Source organism: Brevundimonas vesicularis, from assembly GCF_032067225.1.
GTDB classification, from domain to species: Bacteria; Pseudomonadota; Alphaproteobacteria; order Caulobacterales; family Caulobacteraceae; genus Brevundimonas; species Brevundimonas vesicularis_F.
Map to the genome: position 1 here is coordinate 54990 of NZ_DAMBJX010000009.1, position 16348 is coordinate 71337.

The 16348-nt window shown below is 66.4% G+C and carries 20 protein-coding genes and 1 pseudogene; 13 read left to right on the forward strand and 8 right to left on the reverse strand.

Annotated elements, in window-relative coordinates:
* From RT123_RS03840 to RT123_RS03885, 10 genes and pseudogenes are all read left to right on the forward strand, one after another.
* Positions 1-371 (forward strand): annotated as a pseudogene (locus tag RT123_RS03840) (oligoendopeptidase F); the annotation flags it as partial.
* 76 nt (positions 372-447) lie between these two features.
* Complete coding sequence (locus tag RT123_RS03845) at positions 448-720, forward strand: aa3-type cytochrome c oxidase subunit IV (protein ID WP_017505952.1); 273 nt, start codon at positions 448-450, stop codon at positions 718-720.
* A gap of 130 nt (positions 721-850) precedes the next feature.
* Entirely contained in the window at positions 851-1984 is a 1134-nt protein-coding gene (locus RT123_RS03850; RefSeq protein WP_313007958.1) for a Re/Si-specific NAD(P)(+) transhydrogenase subunit alpha, read from the forward strand.
* A gap of 38 nt (positions 1985-2022) precedes the next feature.
* Positions 2023-2214: a hypothetical protein gene (locus tag RT123_RS03855; protein WP_292078557.1), complete on the forward strand. Its 192-nt coding sequence runs from the start codon at positions 2023-2025 to the stop codon at positions 2212-2214.
* A 1-nt stretch (position 2215) separates the two neighbouring features.
* The gene (locus RT123_RS03860) at positions 2216-2554 is read left to right on the forward strand and encodes an NAD(P) transhydrogenase subunit alpha (protein WP_313007960.1); all 339 of its coding nucleotides are present in this window, start codon (positions 2216-2218) and stop codon (positions 2552-2554) included.
* 11 nt (positions 2555-2565) lie between these two features.
* The gene (locus RT123_RS03865) at positions 2566-2859 is read left to right on the forward strand and encodes a hypothetical protein (RefSeq protein ID WP_313007962.1); all 294 of its coding nucleotides are present in this window, start codon (positions 2566-2568) and stop codon (positions 2857-2859) included.
* A complete protein-coding gene (locus RT123_RS03870; protein ID WP_313007963.1) occupies positions 2856-3122 on the forward strand; it encodes a hypothetical protein in 267 nt (88 codons plus the stop codon). Before RT123_RS03865 ends, RT123_RS03870 begins: the two co-directional genes overlap by 4 nt.
* Before the next feature lie 13 nt (positions 3123-3135).
* Entirely contained in the window at positions 3136-4557 is a 1422-nt protein-coding gene (locus tag RT123_RS03875; protein ID WP_313007965.1) for an NAD(P)(+) transhydrogenase (Re/Si-specific) subunit beta, read from the forward strand.
* A gap of 3 nt (positions 4558-4560) precedes the next feature.
* The gene (locus RT123_RS03880) at positions 4561-4965 is read left to right on the forward strand and encodes a DUF1801 domain-containing protein (RefSeq protein ID WP_313007966.1); all 405 of its coding nucleotides are present in this window, start codon (positions 4561-4563) and stop codon (positions 4963-4965) included.
* Positions 4966-5016: 51 nt separating this feature from the next.
* A complete protein-coding gene (locus tag RT123_RS03885) occupies positions 5017-6123 on the forward strand; it encodes an acyltransferase (protein WP_313007967.1) in 1107 nt (368 codons plus the stop codon).
* A gap of 2 nt (positions 6124-6125) precedes the next feature.
* Here the strand turns inward: RT123_RS03885 and RT123_RS03890 are convergent, their stop codons facing one another.
* Entirely contained in the window at positions 6126-6350 is a 225-nt protein-coding gene (locus RT123_RS03890) for a hypothetical protein (RefSeq protein ID WP_045810302.1), read from the reverse strand.
* Between the two features lie 91 nt (positions 6351-6441).
* Between RT123_RS03890 and RT123_RS03895 the strand changes: the two genes are divergently transcribed.
* The 3 genes from RT123_RS03895 (at position 6442) to RT123_RS03905 (ending at position 9539) form a co-directional block, all read left to right on the forward strand.
* A complete protein-coding gene (locus tag RT123_RS03895) occupies positions 6442-7431 on the forward strand; it encodes a WYL domain-containing protein (protein ID WP_313007981.1) in 990 nt (329 codons plus the stop codon).
* A gap of 72 nt (positions 7432-7503) precedes the next feature.
* Positions 7504-8937, forward strand: coding sequence for a hypothetical protein (locus RT123_RS03900; protein WP_313007969.1), 1434 nt, complete (start codon positions 7504-7506; stop codon positions 8935-8937).
* 89 nt (positions 8938-9026) lie between these two features.
* Positions 9027-9539, forward strand: coding sequence for a hypothetical protein (locus RT123_RS03905; protein ID WP_313007970.1), 513 nt, complete (start codon positions 9027-9029; stop codon positions 9537-9539).
* Here the strand turns inward: RT123_RS03905 and ychF are convergent.
* The 7 genes from ychF to RT123_RS03940 form a co-directional block, all read right to left on the reverse strand.
* Entirely contained in the window at positions 9532-10626 is a 1095-nt protein-coding gene (gene ychF / locus RT123_RS03910) for a redox-regulated ATPase YchF (protein WP_066623261.1), read from the reverse strand. The genes RT123_RS03905 and ychF overlap by 8 nt on opposite strands.
* Positions 10627-10696: 70 nt before the next feature.
* Positions 10697-11188 carry a copper chaperone PCu(A)C gene (locus RT123_RS03915; RefSeq protein ID WP_313007971.1) on the reverse strand — a complete coding sequence of 164 codons (492 nt, stop codon included), beginning with the start codon at positions 11186-11188 and terminating at the stop codon, positions 10697-10699.
* 13 nt (positions 11189-11201) lie between these two features.
* Positions 11202-12578, reverse strand: coding sequence for a PepSY domain-containing protein (locus tag RT123_RS03920; protein WP_313007972.1), 1377 nt, complete (start codon positions 12576-12578; stop codon positions 11202-11204).
* A gap of 65 nt (positions 12579-12643) precedes the next feature.
* Complete coding sequence (locus tag RT123_RS03925; protein WP_313007974.1) at positions 12644-13030, reverse strand: hypothetical protein; 387 nt, start codon at positions 13028-13030, stop codon at positions 12644-12646.
* Between the two features lie 49 nt (positions 13031-13079).
* Positions 13080-13688 carry an aminoacyl-tRNA hydrolase gene (gene pth / locus RT123_RS03930; RefSeq protein ID WP_165115919.1) on the reverse strand — a complete coding sequence of 203 codons (609 nt, stop codon included), beginning with the start codon at positions 13686-13688 and terminating at the stop codon, positions 13080-13082.
* Positions 13689-13774: 86 nt separating this feature from the next.
* Entirely contained in the window at positions 13775-14407 is a 633-nt protein-coding gene (locus RT123_RS03935) for a 50S ribosomal protein L25/general stress protein Ctc (protein ID WP_045810293.1), read from the reverse strand.
* 134 nt (positions 14408-14541) lie between these two features.
* Positions 14542-16348: ATP-binding protein (locus tag RT123_RS03940; protein ID WP_313007976.1), on the reverse strand; the 1807-nt coding region annotated here is incomplete at its 5' end.

Consider the following 16348-nt stretch of genomic DNA (forward strand, 5'->3'; position numbering starts at 1 on the left):
AGGGCGAGGTGTCGCAACAGCGGATCAATCAGCTGTGGCTTGAGGAAATGGGCGCCTCCCTGGGGCCGTCGGTCAAGCTGAACCCCGGTTATGAACACTGGTGGGCCTACGTCAGCCACTTCGTCCATTCGCCCTTCTATGTGTACGCCTACGCGTTCGGCGACCTGCTGGTGGCGGCGTTGATGGAGGCGCGTCGCAACGATCCGGCCGGCTTCACGCCGCTTTATCGCGAGCTTCTGGCCGGCGGCGGATCGCGGACCTACGTCGAGGCGTTGAAGCCGTTCGGTCTGGACCCGCGCAACCCGGCTTTCTGGAGCGTCGGCTGTCAGAGGCTGGAGCGGCTGGTCGATCAGTTCGAGGCGCTGGCCTGACCAGGGCATGAATGCGGGCTTGAGCGGGGCGGTCGCCTCGGTGTAAGTCCGCGATAACGACGAGGGGATTCCACGAATGGCCGACCTGCACGACACCGCGAACGCACCTGCCGACGCCGATGCGCAAGCCTATCTGCACGGCCATATGGAAGTGCGCGAACAGGTCTCGACCTACCGCCTGTTCCTGAACCTGGCCAAGTGGGGCAGCCTGGCCATCGCCGTGCTGCTGCTGTTCCTGACCCTGTGGTTCCACCCGGGCGGCAGCTTCATGGCCGCCGTCATCGGCGCAGTCGTTCTGGGCGGCGTCGGTTTCGTGGCTCTGAAGTCCAAGCCGGGCGCCGCGCACTGAGCCTTGCATCGGATCGCCTTGCGGTGGTCTGAAATCACGTGCCCTCGCCAAGCTTTAGCGTAACCGTGCTTTGACGGCTTGCGCCGGAACGGCCTAACCTTCGTTCAACGAAAAGAACGAGGGGATTCGCTTGGCCGTCGCTATCGCCGTCACCCGTGAACGTCGCGAAGGCGAGACGCGCTGCGCCGTCACGCCCGAGACGGTCAAGAAGCTGATCGCCCTGGGGGCGACCGTCACGGTCGAGGCCGGGACCGGCCTTGGCTCCTCTATTCCCGACGCCGACTACGCCGCCGCCGGCGCGGTGGTGAAGCCGGACACCCGCGCCGTGCTGGACGGCGCCGACATCGTGCTGAAGGTGCGCGGCCCTACGGCCCAGGAAACCAGCGCGCTGAAGCCCGGCGCCGTCGTTATCGCCATGCTGGACGCTTATCGGGATAAGGCGACCGTCGACGCCCTGGCCGGGGCCAACGCCACCGCCTTCGCCATGGAGTTCGTGCCCCGCATCACCCGCGCCCAGGTCATGGACGTCTTGTCGTCCCAGGCCAACCTTGCGGGATACCGCGCGGTGATCGAGGCGGCTTACGCCTACGGCAAGGGCTTCCCGATGATGATGACGGCGGCCGGCACGGTCGCCGCCGCAAAGGTCTTCATCATGGGGGTGGGCGTCGCGGGCTTGCAGGCCATCGCCACCGCGCGTCGCCTGGGCGCCGTCGTCACCGCCACCGACGTCCGCCCCGCGACTAAGGAACAGGTCGAGAGCCTGGGCGCCAAATTCCTGGCCGTCGAGGACGAGGAGTTCAGGAACGCCCAGACCGCCGGCGGCTACGCCAAGCCCATGTCGGCAGAGTATCAGGCCAAACAGGCCGAACTGACCGCCAGCCATGTGGTCAAACAGGACGTGGTCATCACCACGGCCCTGATCCCCGGCCGCGCCGCCCCGGTGCTGCTGACCGCCGCCCATGTCGCCTCGATGAAGCCCGGCTCGGTCATCATCGATCTGGCGGTTGAGGCGGGCGGCAATGTCGAGGGCTCCAAGCTGAACGAGGTCGTGACCACCGCGAACGGCGTCACCATCGTCGGCTGGTCGAACCTGCCCGGCCGCATCGCCGCCGACGCCAGCGCCCTCTACGCTCGCAACCTCACCGCCTTCGTCGGCCTATTGATCAAGGACGGCGGTCTGGCTGTCGATCTCGAAGACGAGATCCTGAAGGCGGCGGTAGTCACAGACGGCGGGGCCGTGGTGCATGAGGGGGTGCGGGGATGATCGGGTCTGGCCTTCGTAATGCTCTGTCGATTTTTTCCTTGATCGTGATTTTCGGCGGAGCTGTCTTCTGCCTGTTTCTGCTGATGTTTGCATTCGTGCAGGACCAGTCCGGCGCAGCATTCGGCAGGGCGCTTACCAAAGTCGGGCCGATCTTTTTCGGCAGCGTCATCAACGGGGGAGTCCTGAGACTTCTCATCAGCATCGATGCTCGATTGGAGCAGAAAACCTGACATGGAACACGTCGATCCCACCGTCTTCCGCCTGGCCATCTTCGTACTGGCGATCTTCGTCGGCTATTATGTCGTCTGGAGCGTGACGCCGGCCCTGCATACGCCGCTGATGGCTGTGACCAACGCCATTTCCAGCGTCATCATCGTCGGCGGCCTGATCGCGTCGGCGGCTGTGTCCGGTGACGCAACCGGCCCCAGCGCCTGGATCGCCAAGGGCGCCGGCGTCGTCGCCGTCACCCTGGCCAGCGTCAACATCTTCGGCGGCTTCATGGTCACGCGGCGAATGCTGGCCATGTACAAGAAGAAGGAGCGGCCCGTCGCTCCGAAGGGGGCGAAGTGATCGGTTTGCCGATGGACGCTGTTGTGACGGTGATCGGAGCCGTCGTTATAGCTTTAGTGATCGTGTTGGTCATTTTTAGCGGTCGCCTGTCGAAAGCCGCGCGATCCACGGTGGAGATTGTCGTCGGCATTCTCTTGTTTCCGACCGTGACCGGGCTCTGGGCCTGGCGGGCGATCGAAGGCGTTAGAGATCAAGATTGGCTCTATGCAGGCCTGATGGCCGTCGCTGCTGCGGTATTTGCTGTAACTGGCTTCTGCGCCATTCGACGCCGCACCTTGGCGCCTTTTGCCAAGCGGTCGAAATGATCGACGCTGCGCAGATCGCCATCACTGGGTCTTGGGTCGCGACCGGCATCGGTTTCGGCCTGTGGCTGTACGGCTGGTTCGGGGCCAAGACCCCGATCAAACGCCAGCGGCTGCACGACTGCGGCATCGCTCTGGTCTTTTCGGCCATTCTGGTTCGCGTGGTGACGCAGGACCGGCCGCTGGGCGTCTTCGAATGGGCCCTGTTCTTCATCGGCCCGCTGTTCATCGCCGCCGCCCTGTGGCGGTTGGCCCGCACGTCTTGAGGGGAGGGGCGTGATGAACGCATCGCTGGCCGCACTGGCCTATCTGGTTTCGGGCGTCCTGTTCATCCTGTCGTTACGGGGGCTGTCCAGCCCGGAGACCAGCCGTCAGGGCAACACCTTCGGCATGGTCGGCATGGCCCTGGCCATCGGCGTGACCCTACTGACGCTGGGCGCGACGGGTGCGCTGGATACCGTGACCCTGGCCCTGATCGCGGGCGGCGTCATCGTCGGGGGCGGGGCGGGCGCCCTGATCGCCAAGCGCGTGGCCATGACCGACATGCCGCAGCTGGTCGCGGCCTTCCACAGTCTGGTCGGCATGGCCGCCTGCCTCGTCGCCATCGGCGCGATCTATGCGCCCGAGGCCTTTGGAATCCTGTCCGACGACGGAAACGGCATCAAGACGCTGTCGATCATCGAACTCAGCCTCGGCGTCGCCATCGGGGCCATCACGTTCACCGGCTCGGTCATCGCCTTCGCCAAGCTGAATGGCAACATGAGCGGCGCGCCGATCATCCTGCCGGCGCGGCATCTGATCAATGTCGGCCTGGCGCTGGGTCTGGTCTTCCTGATCGGCATCCTGATCGGCACGAATGGCGCGGCGACCTGGGCCTTCTGGGGCGTCTTCCTGATCGCGCTCGTTTTGGGCGCGACCCTGATCATACCCATCGGCGGGGCCGACATGCCGGTCGTGGTGTCGATGCTGAACTCCTATTCCGGCTGGGCGGCGGCGGCGCTGGGCTTCACGTTGGAGAACATCGCCCTGATCATCACCGGCGCCCTGGTCGGATCGTCGGGCGCGATCCTCAGCTACATCATGTGCAAGGGCATGAACCGCAGCTTCATCAGCGTCATCCTGGGCGGCTTCGGCGGCGGCGATGCGGCGGCCGGTCCCGGCGGCGCCAAGGAGACGCGCCCGGTCAAACAGGGCTCGGCCGAGGACGCCGCCTTCATCATGAAGAACGCGTCCAAGGTCATCATCGTGCCCGGTTACGGCATGGCGGTGGCGCAGGCCCAGCACGCCCTGCGTGAAATGGCTGACAAGCTGAAGGAGGAGGGCGTCGAAGTGAAATACGCCATCCACCCCGTCGCCGGCCGGATGCCGGGCCATATGAACGTCCTGCTGGCCGAGGCCAACGTTCCCTATGACGAGGTGTTCGAACTGGAGGACATCAACGCCGAGTTCGCCACCGCCGACGTCGCCTTCGTCATCGGCGCCAATGACGTGACCAACCCGGCGGCCAAGACCGACCCGACCAGCGCCATCTACGGCATGCCGATCCTGGATGTGGAAAAGGCCGGCACGGTGCTGTTCATCAAGCGCGGCATGGGCTCGGGCTATGCCGGGGTCGAGAACGAACTCTTCTTCCGCGACAACACCATGATGCTGTTCGCCGACGCCAAGAAGATGGTCGAAGGGATCGTGAAGGGGCTTTGAGCCATGGCCAGCAAGCCCAAGACCGGCCCCACAGACGCCTCTGTCGATGACTTCTTGTCTGCGATCGACGATCCACGCCGACGGTCTGATGCTCACGCCGTCGCCGCACTGATGTCGGAGATCACCGGTGAACCGGCCGTGCTCTGGGGATCGTCCATCGTCGGGTTCGGCAACGACGGCGGCCCAAAGGGCGGCTGGCCGCTGATCAGCTTCTCGCCGCGAAAAGCCAATCTGGTGCTTTATGCCGCTGTGGATTTCTCTGAACGAGCCGAGCTTATCGCCCGCCTGGGCAAGGTGAAGACCGGCGTGGGCTGCCTCTATGTTTCGCGTTTGGAAGATGTCGACCAGGCGGTTCTGCGCGACCTTTGCGGTCGCGCTGTTCTCGCGGTCAAAGCCGGCTCGGACTGAAGTCTCTTCAGACCCCTATCGCGCAACCTTGACCGGCGCTATCACGCGTCCGTGAACACGCTGTCCGGACACCTTCCTGCCGCCCATCGCCGTTTCGAGGCTCTGGATTCCCTGCGGGGCGTGTGCGCCATCCTTGTCGTGATGTTCCACATGCCGGTCGCAAGTCATTGGCGCGACTGGGGTTTCATTCAGCATTCCTATCTGTTCGTCGACTATTTCTTCGTCCTGTCGGGCTTCGTCATTGCCCATGCTTATGCGAACCGACTGAAGTCGGGACGCGACGCCGGGCGGTTCATGGTGCGGCGCTTCGGGCGGATCTGGCCGCTGCATCTGCTGATGCTGGCGGCCTTCATCGGATTGGAGCTGGCGCGGCTTGTCTTCCATTTCGACAGCGCGCCGCCTTTCACGCGGGATCGGTCGATCGAGGCGATCTTCACCAATCTGGCGCTGATCCAGGCCTGGCATGTGCATCCCTATCTGACCTGGAACGGGCCGTCGTGGACGCTCAGCGCCGAATGGGCCTGCTATCTGATCTTCGCGGGTCTGGTGCTGATTGCGCCCAAACGGTTCCGCTGGATCGGGTTGGTGCTGGCGATCATCGGCGGCGTGCTGGTGCTCAGCTACGCCCGGCGCTGGATGAACACGACCTATGACTTCGCCGTGCCGCGCGCGGTCTGTAGCTTCTTCCTGGGCTGCCTGCTCCAAGGGCTCTGGACCCGCATTCCGCGGCTCAAGGGCGGCGCCGCGACGCTATTGGAGATCGCGGCCATCGTCGCGGCCTGTGTCTTCATCGGCTATGCTCAGGGGCCGATCACCGTGGCGGTCACGCTGATCTTCGTGGCGCTGATCTGGGTCTTCGCCGGCGAGGAGGGGGCGTTGTCACGCGTGCTGGATCACCCAGCTCTGGTCACCTTGGGACGATGGTCGTTCGCCATCTACATGGTCCACATGTTCATCCTGACCGTGATGATGATCGTGGCCAGGAAGCTGGACCTCGTACCGGTTCGTCGCATCGACTTTGGCTCTGTCTGGCTGAACGACCTGTTCGCCGTCGCCATGTTCTGCTTCATCGTTGCGGTCGCCGTCGTGGCGCACCGACTAGTCGAGCAGCCGGCCCAGCGCATGATCGATCGCTGGACCAAGCCGAAGGCGGCTTGAGCTCAGGCGGCCATCCGCCATTCCGGGGCCATGTCGCCGGCGCGGCCTTCGTCCCACAGCATGTCCTCATCCGAATAGCGGCTGCTGGCGGCGGCCGAAATGACGTCGACCACCTGTTCCTCCAGCCGGTCCCAGATCACGGCGAGGTCGGACGAGCCATCGGCCTCGCACGGCACGATGATGTAGCGGCTGGCGTTGACGGTCTGGGCGGGTTGGAAATGCGCCATCTGATGATCTCCTGAAGCGGGGGCCTCTTGTCGATGATGTCGTTATGAAGCAGTGTTGCGTCAGAAACGGACGTAGGGGTTGGTGAAGGCATTGAGACACGACAAGGCGGCGATGGTGATCGATCTGGCGCGCCGAATGGCCGCCAGCGCCGAAGGGCTGAGCCTGGACGAGATCGCGCGCGACATGCGCGTCGGCCGTCGCACCGCCGAACGGATGCGCGACGCGGTTCTGATGCTGTTCCCTCAGGTGGACGAGGTCTCGGACCCGCCGTCCAAACGATGGCGCATCCGGGGCGGCCTGTCGGCCTTCGAACAGGCCCCGACGGCGACCGAAATGCTGGAACTGTCCAAGGCCGCGACCGCCCTGCGCGCCGCCGGCGAACCGGCGCGCGCCACGGCGCTGGAGGGGCTGGAGCGCAAGCTGAAGGCGGCGATGCGTTCGACCACTCTGAACCGGATGGCGCCCGATCTGGAGGCGTTGGTCCGAGCCGAGACCATCGCGGTCCAGGCCGGCCCTCGACCCTCCGCCGACGAAGCCATGCTGACCGCCATCCGCGCGGCGGTGCTGGCGCAGCAGCCGCTGGGCTTCACCTATTCCCGTCCGGGGGCCGAGCCGCGTCGGCGCAGCGTGGCGCCGTGCGGCGTCATGTTCGGCCGGGCCAACTATCTGGTCGCCGCCGACCGCGAGACGAGCCGCATCCAGACCTTCCGCCTGGACCGAATGAGCCACGTCGCCCCGCAGGAGGGGATGGCCGTGCCGCCCGCCGATTTCGACCTCGGCGTCTTCGCCAGCCAGTCCTTCGGCATCTATCAGGACGAGATCGAGGACGTCGTGCTGCGCATCGCGCCCGAGGGCGCGGCCGAGGCCAGGGGCTGGCGCTGGCACCCGACCCAGTCGTTCGAGGATCAGTGGGACGGCGGCGTGATCGTGCGGTTCCGCGCTTCGGGCATGCGCGAGTTGGCCTGGCATCTTTTCACCTGGGGCGAGCAGGTGCAGATCCTGGCGCCACAGCGACTGAAGGCCGTGATGGCCGGCGAACTGGCGGCGGCGGGGCGCGCCTTGGAACGGGCGTCAGCCTGACGAAACCGTAAGCTGACGCGGCGCGTTGACGACCGCTAGGCTTCGCGCCGAGCGCCCTTCAGGAGATCGCCCTTGCGCGTCCACGCCTTCGCCTCGCCCGCCGTTTTGGCCCTCGCCCTAATGAGCGGCGCGTGCGCCGCCGGGCCCATGTCGGCGCCGGCGACCTTTCAAGAGGAAGGCGGACCCCAGGTGACGGTGACCCGCGACGGCGATCACCTCAACATCGATTATCGCTTCGGGCGCGACGTGCCGGTCTGGGCCTTCCAGGATTCGGCGCTGGAACAGGATTCACGCCAGCCCTGGCGGCCGCGGCAATGGACGGTCGAGACGCCCGGCGTCGTCATGGAGCGACGCGGTCATTACGACATCATCCGCAGCACGGATGGCGGTCCCGTGCCGCGCGAAGTCCGCTTCCGCGTTCGACCGCAGGCGGTGGATCTTGAGGCCGAATATCCGACCCTGCTGTTCTCCAATGGCGCCGTGGCCCTGCCGACCCGGCAACTGGACGTCTTCGCCCTGCCGTCGGCCCAGGCGGCTGAACAGGTGCCTGACGACCTGAACCGAATCCGCCTGGATGGCGGTCCCTCGCGCGTGACCTGGCGGGACGAGAACGGACCCGTCCTGTTCAACGGGCGCCGCCGCGACGAACTGACCACGACGGACGAGCGCAGCTATGTCCTGCTGGGCGAGGCGACGGTGACGCCGGGCGATGGCCTGTCGACCGTTATGGACCCCAATCTGCCGCCGTGGATCGGCGAGGAGATCCGGGGCTTTGCGCCGCATGTCGGTCATTACTACCGCGATCGCCTCGGCGCGCCGGGCTCCGGCGGCGATACGCCCATCGTCATGGTGGCCTGGAACGGGCCGACCGAAAGCATGACGAGCATGGGCGGCAGCGTCCTTCCGGGCCTGATCGTCATGTCGTTCGAGGGGCGGGGCGTGACCTCGCCGCAGCCGGAAATCGTGGAGCGTTCGCGCTGGTTCATCGGCCATGAGGGGGCGCATTTCTGGCTGGGACAGACGGTGCGATACGCCTTCGCCGACGAGGCCTGGATCACCGAGGGCGGGGCCGACCTGATGGCCGTGCGCGCCCTGAAGGCCCTCGATGCAAACTATGACGACCGGGCCGAGCTTCAGTCCGAGGTGGACGACTGCGTCAGCCTGGCGCGCAAGCCGGTCGCCCAGGCCGGCGCCCGGGGCGAACACCGCGCCTACTACGCCTGCGGGGCCGTCTTCGCCCTGGCGGCGGAGGGCGCGCAACGCCAGCGGACCGGCGGCGACTGGTTCGACTTCCTCAGACCTCTGCTGCGCCAGCCGGACGGCGTGCTCAGCCGCGAGGAATGGTTGACGGCCCTGACCCGGACATCGCGCGACCCGTCACTGCGCGGCGATGTCGAGCGGCTGCTGGACCAAGGCGCGCCCGATCCGTCCGCCGTCATCGCCCGCCTGTTCCAGCGCACCGGCGTGGCCTTCCGGATGATCGACGGCCGGGTGGTTCTGAGCTGAATCCGATTGCAGCCGCTGGCGCTGGACCTCGGATTGAACCCGAACCTTGGCCGTGGCGTTGTGGCGAAATGAAAACAGCCTTGATCCCGATGGCGGGTACGATCGCCCTTCTGGCCGCCTGCGGCGATCACGAGGTCAATCCGCCGAACGAACCGGCGGCGCCCCTGCGCACGCCCGAGGCCATGCAGCCGGTCGAACCGCCTGGACCGTCTTCTCTGGCTGGACGCGGGCCGCGCAGTTTCGTGGGCGTCTGGGCGGCGAACCCGCAATGGTGCGCCCGACCCCAGGGCGAACGCACTCCGATCACCCTGACGCCGCTGCGCTTCGACGCCTATGGCCGCAACTGCGACATCGCCAGCATCGATGAGACGGGTTCCGGCTATGTCGCGGTTCTGCGATGCGCGGGGCGGGCTCAGACCGAGCGGGTGCATATGAGCACGAGCGGCGACGTGATGAACCTGACCTATGTCGATCAGGACATGAAGACGGTGAAACTTGCGCGCTGCCCCGGTTCGCCGCGCGCACCCGATCCCGCCAATCCGCTGGAAAAGATGATGAAGAAGGACGGGGCCGAAACCCCGCCTGCCGGGCCGCCTAGTTGAACAGGAAGTTCATCACGTCGCCGTCCTTGACGACATAGGACTTGCCTTCGGCGCGCAGCTTGCCGGCCTCGCGCGCCTTGGCTTCGCCGCGCAGAGCGACAAAGTCGTCGAAGGCGATGGTCTCGGCGCGGATGAAGCCCTTTTCGAAGTCGGTATGGATCACGCCGGCCGCCTGGGGCGCGGTGTCGCCGACATTGATGGTCCAGGCGCGGGCCTCCTTGGGACCGACCGTGAAATAGGTCTGCAGGCCCAGCAGCTTGTAGGCCTCGCGGATCAGACGGTTCAGGCCGGGCTCTTCCAGACCCAGGGTCTCTAGGAACTCCTTCTGTTCCTCGTCGTCCAGCACGGCGATCTCGGACTCGATCTGGGCCGAGATGACGACAGAGTTGGCGTTGTCCTGGGCGGCGCGAGCCGCGACCTTGTCGGACAGGTCGTTGCCTTTGTCGGCCGAGCCCTCCTCGACGTTCGAGACATAAAGCGCGGGAAGCGCCGTCAGCAGTTGCAGCATGTGCCAAGCCTTGATGTCCTCCTTGGACACCTCGGCGGTGCGCGCGGGCTTGCCGGCGTTCAGCTGGGCCAGGGCCAGATCGACCAGCTTCAGCGTCAGGACGGATTCCTTGTCGCCGCCCTTGGCGCGCTTCTCCAGCTGCGGCCGGCGACGCTCCAGACTTTCCATGTCGGCCAGCATCAGTTCGGTCTCGATGATCTCCAGGTCGGCGATCGGATCGATGCGGTCCTCGACGTGGGTGATGTCGTCATCCACGAAGCAGCGGGCGACGAAGGCCACGGCGTCGCAGTCGCGGATGTTGGCCAGGAACTGGTTGCCCAGGCCTTCGCCCTTGGACGCGCCACGCACCAGACCGGCGACGTCGACGAAGGTGATGCGGGCCGGGATGATCTCTTTCGATCCAGCGATCTCGGCCAAGGCGTTCAGACGCGCCTCGGGCACCGCCACATCGCCGGTGTTCGGCTCGATGGTGCAGAAAGGATAGTTGGCCGCCTGGGCCGCCGCCGTCTTGGTCAGGGCGTTGAACAGGGTGGACTTGCCGACGTTGGGCAGGCCGACGATCGCGACTTTAAGAGCCATGGTATTCCTCGTGAGGCGCGAGCCTTTAGCGGGTTCGAACCGGTTTGTCAGGCTCGCGCTTCAACTGAGGTCAGTGGGCGCCGTGATCCATGCCTTCCATGGCCGGTTGGCGAACCTGCGCCTGAACGGTGATCGTCGGCGCCGAGGCGAACTGGAAGGTCAGCGGCACAGTCTCGCCGGCGACCAGTGGGGCGGTCAGGCCGATCAGCATCAGGTGGTTGCCGCCCGGCGCCAAGGCCACGGCCTGACCGGCGGGCAGGGGCAGGCCCGCCGTCAGCTCGGCCATCTTCATCATGCCGTTCTCGGTCTTCATCTCGTGGACCTGAAGCGATCCGGCGCGCGGTGTCGATCCGCCCGTCAGTCGGTCGTCGGTCGCAGCGGTCAGGGTGACGTAGCAGCCGCCGGCCTTGGCTCCGTTCGGCGACGGGCGGCACCAGGCGTCGGTCGCGGTCACGGCGGCGGTCGCCGTCGGCGTCTCAGCGGCGGGCGCCTTGGCCGGCTCGGACGGATTGCAGGCCGCCAGCGACAGGGCGGCGGCGGCAAGGGCGAGTTTGATCTTCATGGCGTCAGGTCTTTCACGAGGCGGCGGGACGGCGCCGGATCATCGGACGCAGGGCTCGGTCGAGCAATACGGCCGCGATCAGGCTCAGTCCCGTCAGGGGATAGAGGATGGCGAGGGGCAGGACGATGCCCAGGACAGCGGCGCGCGCACGCGGTCCCGGCGGGGCGGGCGGGGCGCCCAGGCGTCGGCGCGACAGATTGGGCGGGCAGCGCTTCCACCACATGACCAGGCCGCTGATCGCCAATAGCCACACGCCGATGCAGCCCAGCAGCATGACGATGCGGTTCGCCTGTCCGAACTGCGTGCCCTGGTGCGTATAGATGCCGAACTCGATGGCCTTTGCGCCGGCGCCGAACTGGTCATAGCCGATGTCGCCCAGCAGCCGTCCGGAGGCCGCATCGACATAGAGCGACCGGCTGTCCTGAACCCGCGTCGCCTGAGTCGTCAGCGTATAGGCGGTGGCGTCGGCCTTGGGGATGTTCACCGTATAGGGGCGCGCCAGGCTGGCCTGATCCGCCACTCTCAGAACCTGCGCCAGGCCGCCATGAACGGCGTGGTCGTGGGTCATCACCATGCCCTCCATGGTCCAGCCGGCCCCGACCGGCGCATCGTGGTGCTGCGCCCTCTGCCAGGCGCCGGCGACGGGTGCGGGCGGCCGCCCCAGCCCTGTCTCCTTGACCGCCCCCATGACCTTGTCGCCCCAGACCGCGGACCACGGCATGCCGGTCACGGCCAGAAACAGCACCACTCCGCCGACATAGAAACCCGTCAGTGCATGCAGGTCGCGCCAGAACGGTCGGCGGCGGCTGTCTGTCGTTTGCGGTGCAAAGGTCGCCACGCCCCGGCCGCGCGGCCACCACAGATAAAGCCCCGTGGCGAACAGGATGATCGTCCAGCCGGCGACGATTTCGACCAGGATGTTGAACGGCCGCCCCAGCAGGGTCAGGCTGTGTGTCTTCTTGACCAGCTCCATGAACCCGCCGGCCGGAATGACGCCGGTGGCCCGGCCGGTGTGCGGATCGACGAAGACCGTCTTCTGCACGCCGTCGGGTCGATCCACCCGCAGCCGGATCGCCTGATCGTCGCGCGCAGGCATGACCAGATTGGCGACCCGCCCGCCGCCTGCGGCCTGGGCGACCGAAGCCACCCAGGCGTCCGGCGCCGCTTGGGTCTGAAGCGCCGGCACGCGGATCATGTCGCGATACAGAAAGCCGTCGATCTCGTCCTTGAACAGATAAAGCCCCCCCGTCAGGGCCAGCAGCATCAGCACCGGCATGACGAAGACGCCGGCATAGAAGTGCCAACGCCAGACCGCGCGATAGGCGCCGAACAGGTCGTCCGATCGATAGGGGCGCACCGCAGAGGGCGCCGCCGTCATTTTAGAAGACATGAAAATCCTGAAATCAGAACAGTAGGACGCGTGGGCGCTGGGCCGGCGCGGGCTTGGAGTCTGGTTCAGGCGTGGGGTGGGGCTGTGGACGGCGGACGCGGCGGCGCGCGCGCGGGCGGCGGCGGGCTGACGCTGGCGGCGACATAGACGACACGCTCGACGGTGCGGAACACCGGCGCCGGCTCGGGCGCAGGCGGGCAGGGCAGGGCGGCGGCCAACGGCATGACGCAGGCGGCGCATTTGGCCCCGACGTGCTTGTTGACCGGGCCGTCCATACCGCCGGACTGGATCGTCTGGGGGCCTTCCGCCGAACAGATGACCAGCGGGTGGCCCGGCTGGACCGCCGCGAGAGCCGCGAACGGCAACAGAGTTCCAAGCACGAGCGCAAACACCGCCGCCAAGAAGGCGAGCGATTGCGAGATCGACCAATTGTCGGCTTGGGCGCGGGTCACGTCTGGCCTCTACGGCGTTTTGCTACGGCGCGATAGGCGGCGGTTTGTCCTAAAGCTCGCCGCGCGCGGCCTGGCGGGGGCTGAACTTGGGCGCGGGGGCCAGGCGCATGACCTCGCCCTGATAGCGTTCGTCATCGCCCGCCACCGCGAAGGGCAGGGCGTCGGCGCAGGCCTGAAGCATGGCGTCCAGCCACGGCTGTTCCGCCTTGTGGAAGTCGCCCAAAACGTGGGGCATGACCAGTTCCTTCTCGCCGGGATGGCCGATACCCATGCGCGCACGTCGGAAGTCGGCGCCAAGATGACTGATCAGGGAGCGGATGCCGTTCTGTCCCGCCGCGCCGCCGCCGGTCTTCATACGGAACCGCCCAGGGGCCAGGTCGATCTCGTCGTGGAAGACGATGATTTCGCTCGGCTTGATCTTGTAGAACCGCGCCGCCTCGCCGACCGCCCGACCGCTTTCGTTCATATAGGTCTGGGGTTTCATCAGCAGGACCTTGGTCCCGTCGACCAGACCCTCGCTGACGATCGACTGAAACTTGGCGCGTTCAGGACCGAACCGCCAGCGGCGCGCGATCTCGTCGGCGGCCATGAAGCCGATGTTGTGCCGGTTCTTTTCGTATTTCCCGCCCGGATTGCCGAGCCCCGCGATGATGATCATGGCGTCCTCTTGCCGTTTGCGTCAGGCAAAGAAAAGCCCCGCACGGCGAACCGGGCGGGGCGTGATCTTGTCGAAGCGACGAAGGATCAGTCTTCGGTCTTCTCGGCCGGGGCGGCCTCGGCGTCAGCGGCTTCGTCAGCAGCTTCCGACAGGGCGGCCGACGAGATCTTGACCGTGGCGATCACGAAGTCGCGGTCGGTGATGGTGGCTTCCGCGCCCTTGGGCAGCTTGATGTCCGAGATGCGGATGGTGTCGCCGATTTCGGCCTTGGCCAGATCGACAACCAGCTCTTCCGGGATCTGGTCGGCGCGGACCAGGATCTCGACGGCGTGACGGACGATCTCCAGCGAGCCGCCCTGACGCGAGTAGGGCGCTTCATCGGCGTTCAGGAAGTGCACCGGCACTTCGATCTTGACCGGAGCCTTCTCATCGACGCGCATCAGGTCGAAGTGCAGGGGGCGGTCCGAAACGGGGTCGAACTGCACGTCCTTGGCGATGACCGGCTGGGTCTCGTCGCCGTACTTCAGGGTCACCAGGTGGCCCAGCAGCTTGCCGGTGTAGAGCGACTTGCGGAAGTCCTTCTCGTTCACCGAAATGGCGACGGGGGCTTGCTCGCCGCCGTAAAGGACGCCCGGCACGAAACCGGCGCGACGCGCAGCGCGAGCGCCGCCGGTGCCGACGCCATCGCGGACGTCCACGTTCAGAATGATCTCGGCCATGTGGCTCGCCTCAACAACAACGGAAACGCCGCGCCAACCCGGGGCTCTCGCGGCGGGGGTGATGAACCCTCGAATTCAAGAGCGCGGGCTATTACACGCATCAGGTCCAAGGCGCAACCGTCAAAGGTTCCGCTTCACGCCGCCCGCGCGCGATCCTTCAGCAGCGACGTCGGCGCCGCGACGATACCCAGCAGCTCGGCGGCGTTGAACGGCTTGGCTAGGTGGTGGTCCGCCCCGGCCGCGCGTCCGGCGGCGACGTGCTCTGGCATGGCGTTGGCGGTCAGCATGACGATCGGCGTGCGATCCAGGCCCATCGTCGCCTCGTGCAGGCGAATCTCCTGCGTCGCGGTCAGCCCGTCCATGATGGGCATCTGCATGTCCATCAGCACTAGGTCGAAGGTGTCGGCCCGGAAACTTTCCAGCGCCTGGGCGCCGTTCTCGGCGATCACGATCTGCGTCGGCGTCTGCGCCAGAATCAGTTCGATGACGCGGCGGTTGGTCGGATGGTCGTCGGCGACCAGCACGCGGATCGTCCGCGCCTGCTCGACGACGGCGGGTTGGGCCGGCGCTGGTTCTTTGCGCGACGGGGCCTGGGTCTGTCTCAGCGGCAACGTCAGGATAAAGGCCGCGCCGCCGCCGGGTTCGCTCTCGCAGCCCAGGTCGCCGCCCATCATCTCGGCCAGCTGACGACAGATGGACAGGCCCAGGCCCGAACCGCCGAATTTGCGCGTGATGCCGCCGTCGGCCTGTTCGAACCGGCTGAACAGGCGCGCCCGCGTCGCGGCGTCAAAGCCGATGCCGCTGTCCTCGACGGTGAAGCGCAGCACGGGCGAGCCCTCGCGGTCCGCGCCACGCTGCACGATCAGGCCGACGAATCCCTTGCTGGTGAATTTGACGGCGTTCGAGATCAGATTGGTCAGCACCTGCTTCAGGCGCACCGCATCGCCAAGGATCCAGACGTCGTCCTCAAGATCGATATCGACGTGGAAGTCGAGATGCTTCTCACGCGCGTTTTCGGCATAGAGCTGAGCCGCTTCGCGCACGACCGTCGCCAGTTCGAAGGCGTCTTCGGTCAGCTCCAGCTTGCCCGATTCGACGCGCGCCAGATCCAGGATGTCGCTGAGCAGCGTCTGCAGCGTCTTTCCCGACGCTTGCATCAGATCCAGCATTTCACGCTGTTCAGCCGTCAGATCGGTCTTGGCCAGGGCCTGGGACAGGCCAATCACACCGTTTAACGGCGTGCGGATCTCATGGCTCATGTTCGCCAGAAACTGGCTCTTGGCCACATTGGCGGCCTCGGCCGCGTCGCGCGCTTCGGACAGGGCCTCGGCGTCGCGCTTCAGATCGGTGATGTCGTTGCAGACCGTGACCGTCCCGCCCTCGGACGTACGGCGGTCCTGAATACGCAGCCATCGCCCGCCGGCGACCTGTTGCTCGCTGTTCGATGATAGCTGACGACGCGCCTGCATGCGCTCATTCAGCCATTCCTCTTTGCGGCCGGCCGCCTCCTGATAGCGGCCTTCGTCGATGCCGATGCGCAGGGCCTCGCGGAACGTCAGGCCGACGACCAGATGCGGCTCAAGCTCGGGGTTCACCTCGGCATAGCGCGCATTCCAAAGCACCAGCCGATCCTTGGAATCATAGAAGCCTAGACCATCGGGCATGGCGTCCACCGCCTCGCGGATACGGCGCAGCGCGGTGGCGCGCGAAATATAGGCCATCATCCCTAGGACGGCGGCGGCCGTGCAGATCATCAGCAGAATGGCGGCCAGCAGCAGTCTCATCGCCTCGGTCGACAGCCCCTGGTCGGCGGCGACGGTCGGGTCCGGCGTCACCGTGATGGCCGCCATGCCGATGAAATGAAGAACGATGACGGTCGCGGAAAGTCCCGTCGTCGTCGCCAGCAGGCGCAGCAGGCCGCCTCGACGATAGAAGAAGGCC

What these genes read in the sequence shown, in the direction of transcription:
- RT123_RS03845 (WP_017505952.1), top strand. Translation starts at nt 448, where the DNA reads ATGGCCGACCTGCACGACACCGCGAACGCACCTGCCGACGCCGATGCG.
- RT123_RS03860 (WP_313007960.1), top strand. Translation starts at nt 2,216, where the DNA reads ATGGAACACGTCGATCCCACCGTCTTCCGCCTGGCCATCTTCGTACTG.
- RT123_RS03865 (WP_313007962.1), top strand. Translation starts at nt 2,566, where the DNA reads ATGGACGCTGTTGTGACGGTGATCGGAGCCGTCGTTATAGCTTTAGTG.
- RT123_RS03870 (WP_313007963.1), top strand. Translation starts at nt 2,856, where the DNA reads ATGATCGACGCTGCGCAGATCGCCATCACTGGGTCTTGGGTCGCGACC.
- RT123_RS03875 (WP_313007965.1), top strand. Translation starts at nt 3,136, where the DNA reads ATGAACGCATCGCTGGCCGCACTGGCCTATCTGGTTTCGGGCGTCCTG.
- RT123_RS03880 (WP_313007966.1), top strand. Translation starts at nt 4,561, where the DNA reads ATGGCCAGCAAGCCCAAGACCGGCCCCACAGACGCCTCTGTCGATGAC.
- RT123_RS03890 (WP_045810302.1), bottom strand. Translation starts at nt 6,350, where the DNA reads ATGGCGCATTTCCAACCCGCCCAGACCGTCAACGCCAGCCGCTACATC.
- RT123_RS03905 (WP_313007970.1), top strand. Translation starts at nt 9,027, where the DNA reads ATGGCGGGTACGATCGCCCTTCTGGCCGCCTGCGGCGATCACGAGGTC.
- ychF (WP_066623261.1), bottom strand. Translation starts at nt 10,626, where the DNA reads ATGGCTCTTAAAGTCGCGATCGTCGGCCTGCCCAACGTCGGCAAGTCC.
- RT123_RS03915 (WP_313007971.1), bottom strand. Translation starts at nt 11,188, where the DNA reads ATGAAGATCAAACTCGCCCTTGCCGCCGCCGCCCTGTCGCTGGCGGCC.
- RT123_RS03920 (WP_313007972.1), bottom strand. Translation starts at nt 12,578, where the DNA reads ATGTCTTCTAAAATGACGGCGGCGCCCTCTGCGGTGCGCCCCTATCGA.
- pth (WP_165115919.1), bottom strand. Translation starts at nt 13,688, where the DNA reads ATGATCATCATCGCGGGGCTCGGCAATCCGGGCGGGAAATACGAAAAG.
- RT123_RS03935 (WP_045810293.1), bottom strand. Translation starts at nt 14,407, where the DNA reads ATGGCCGAGATCATTCTGAACGTGGACGTCCGCGATGGCGTCGGCACC.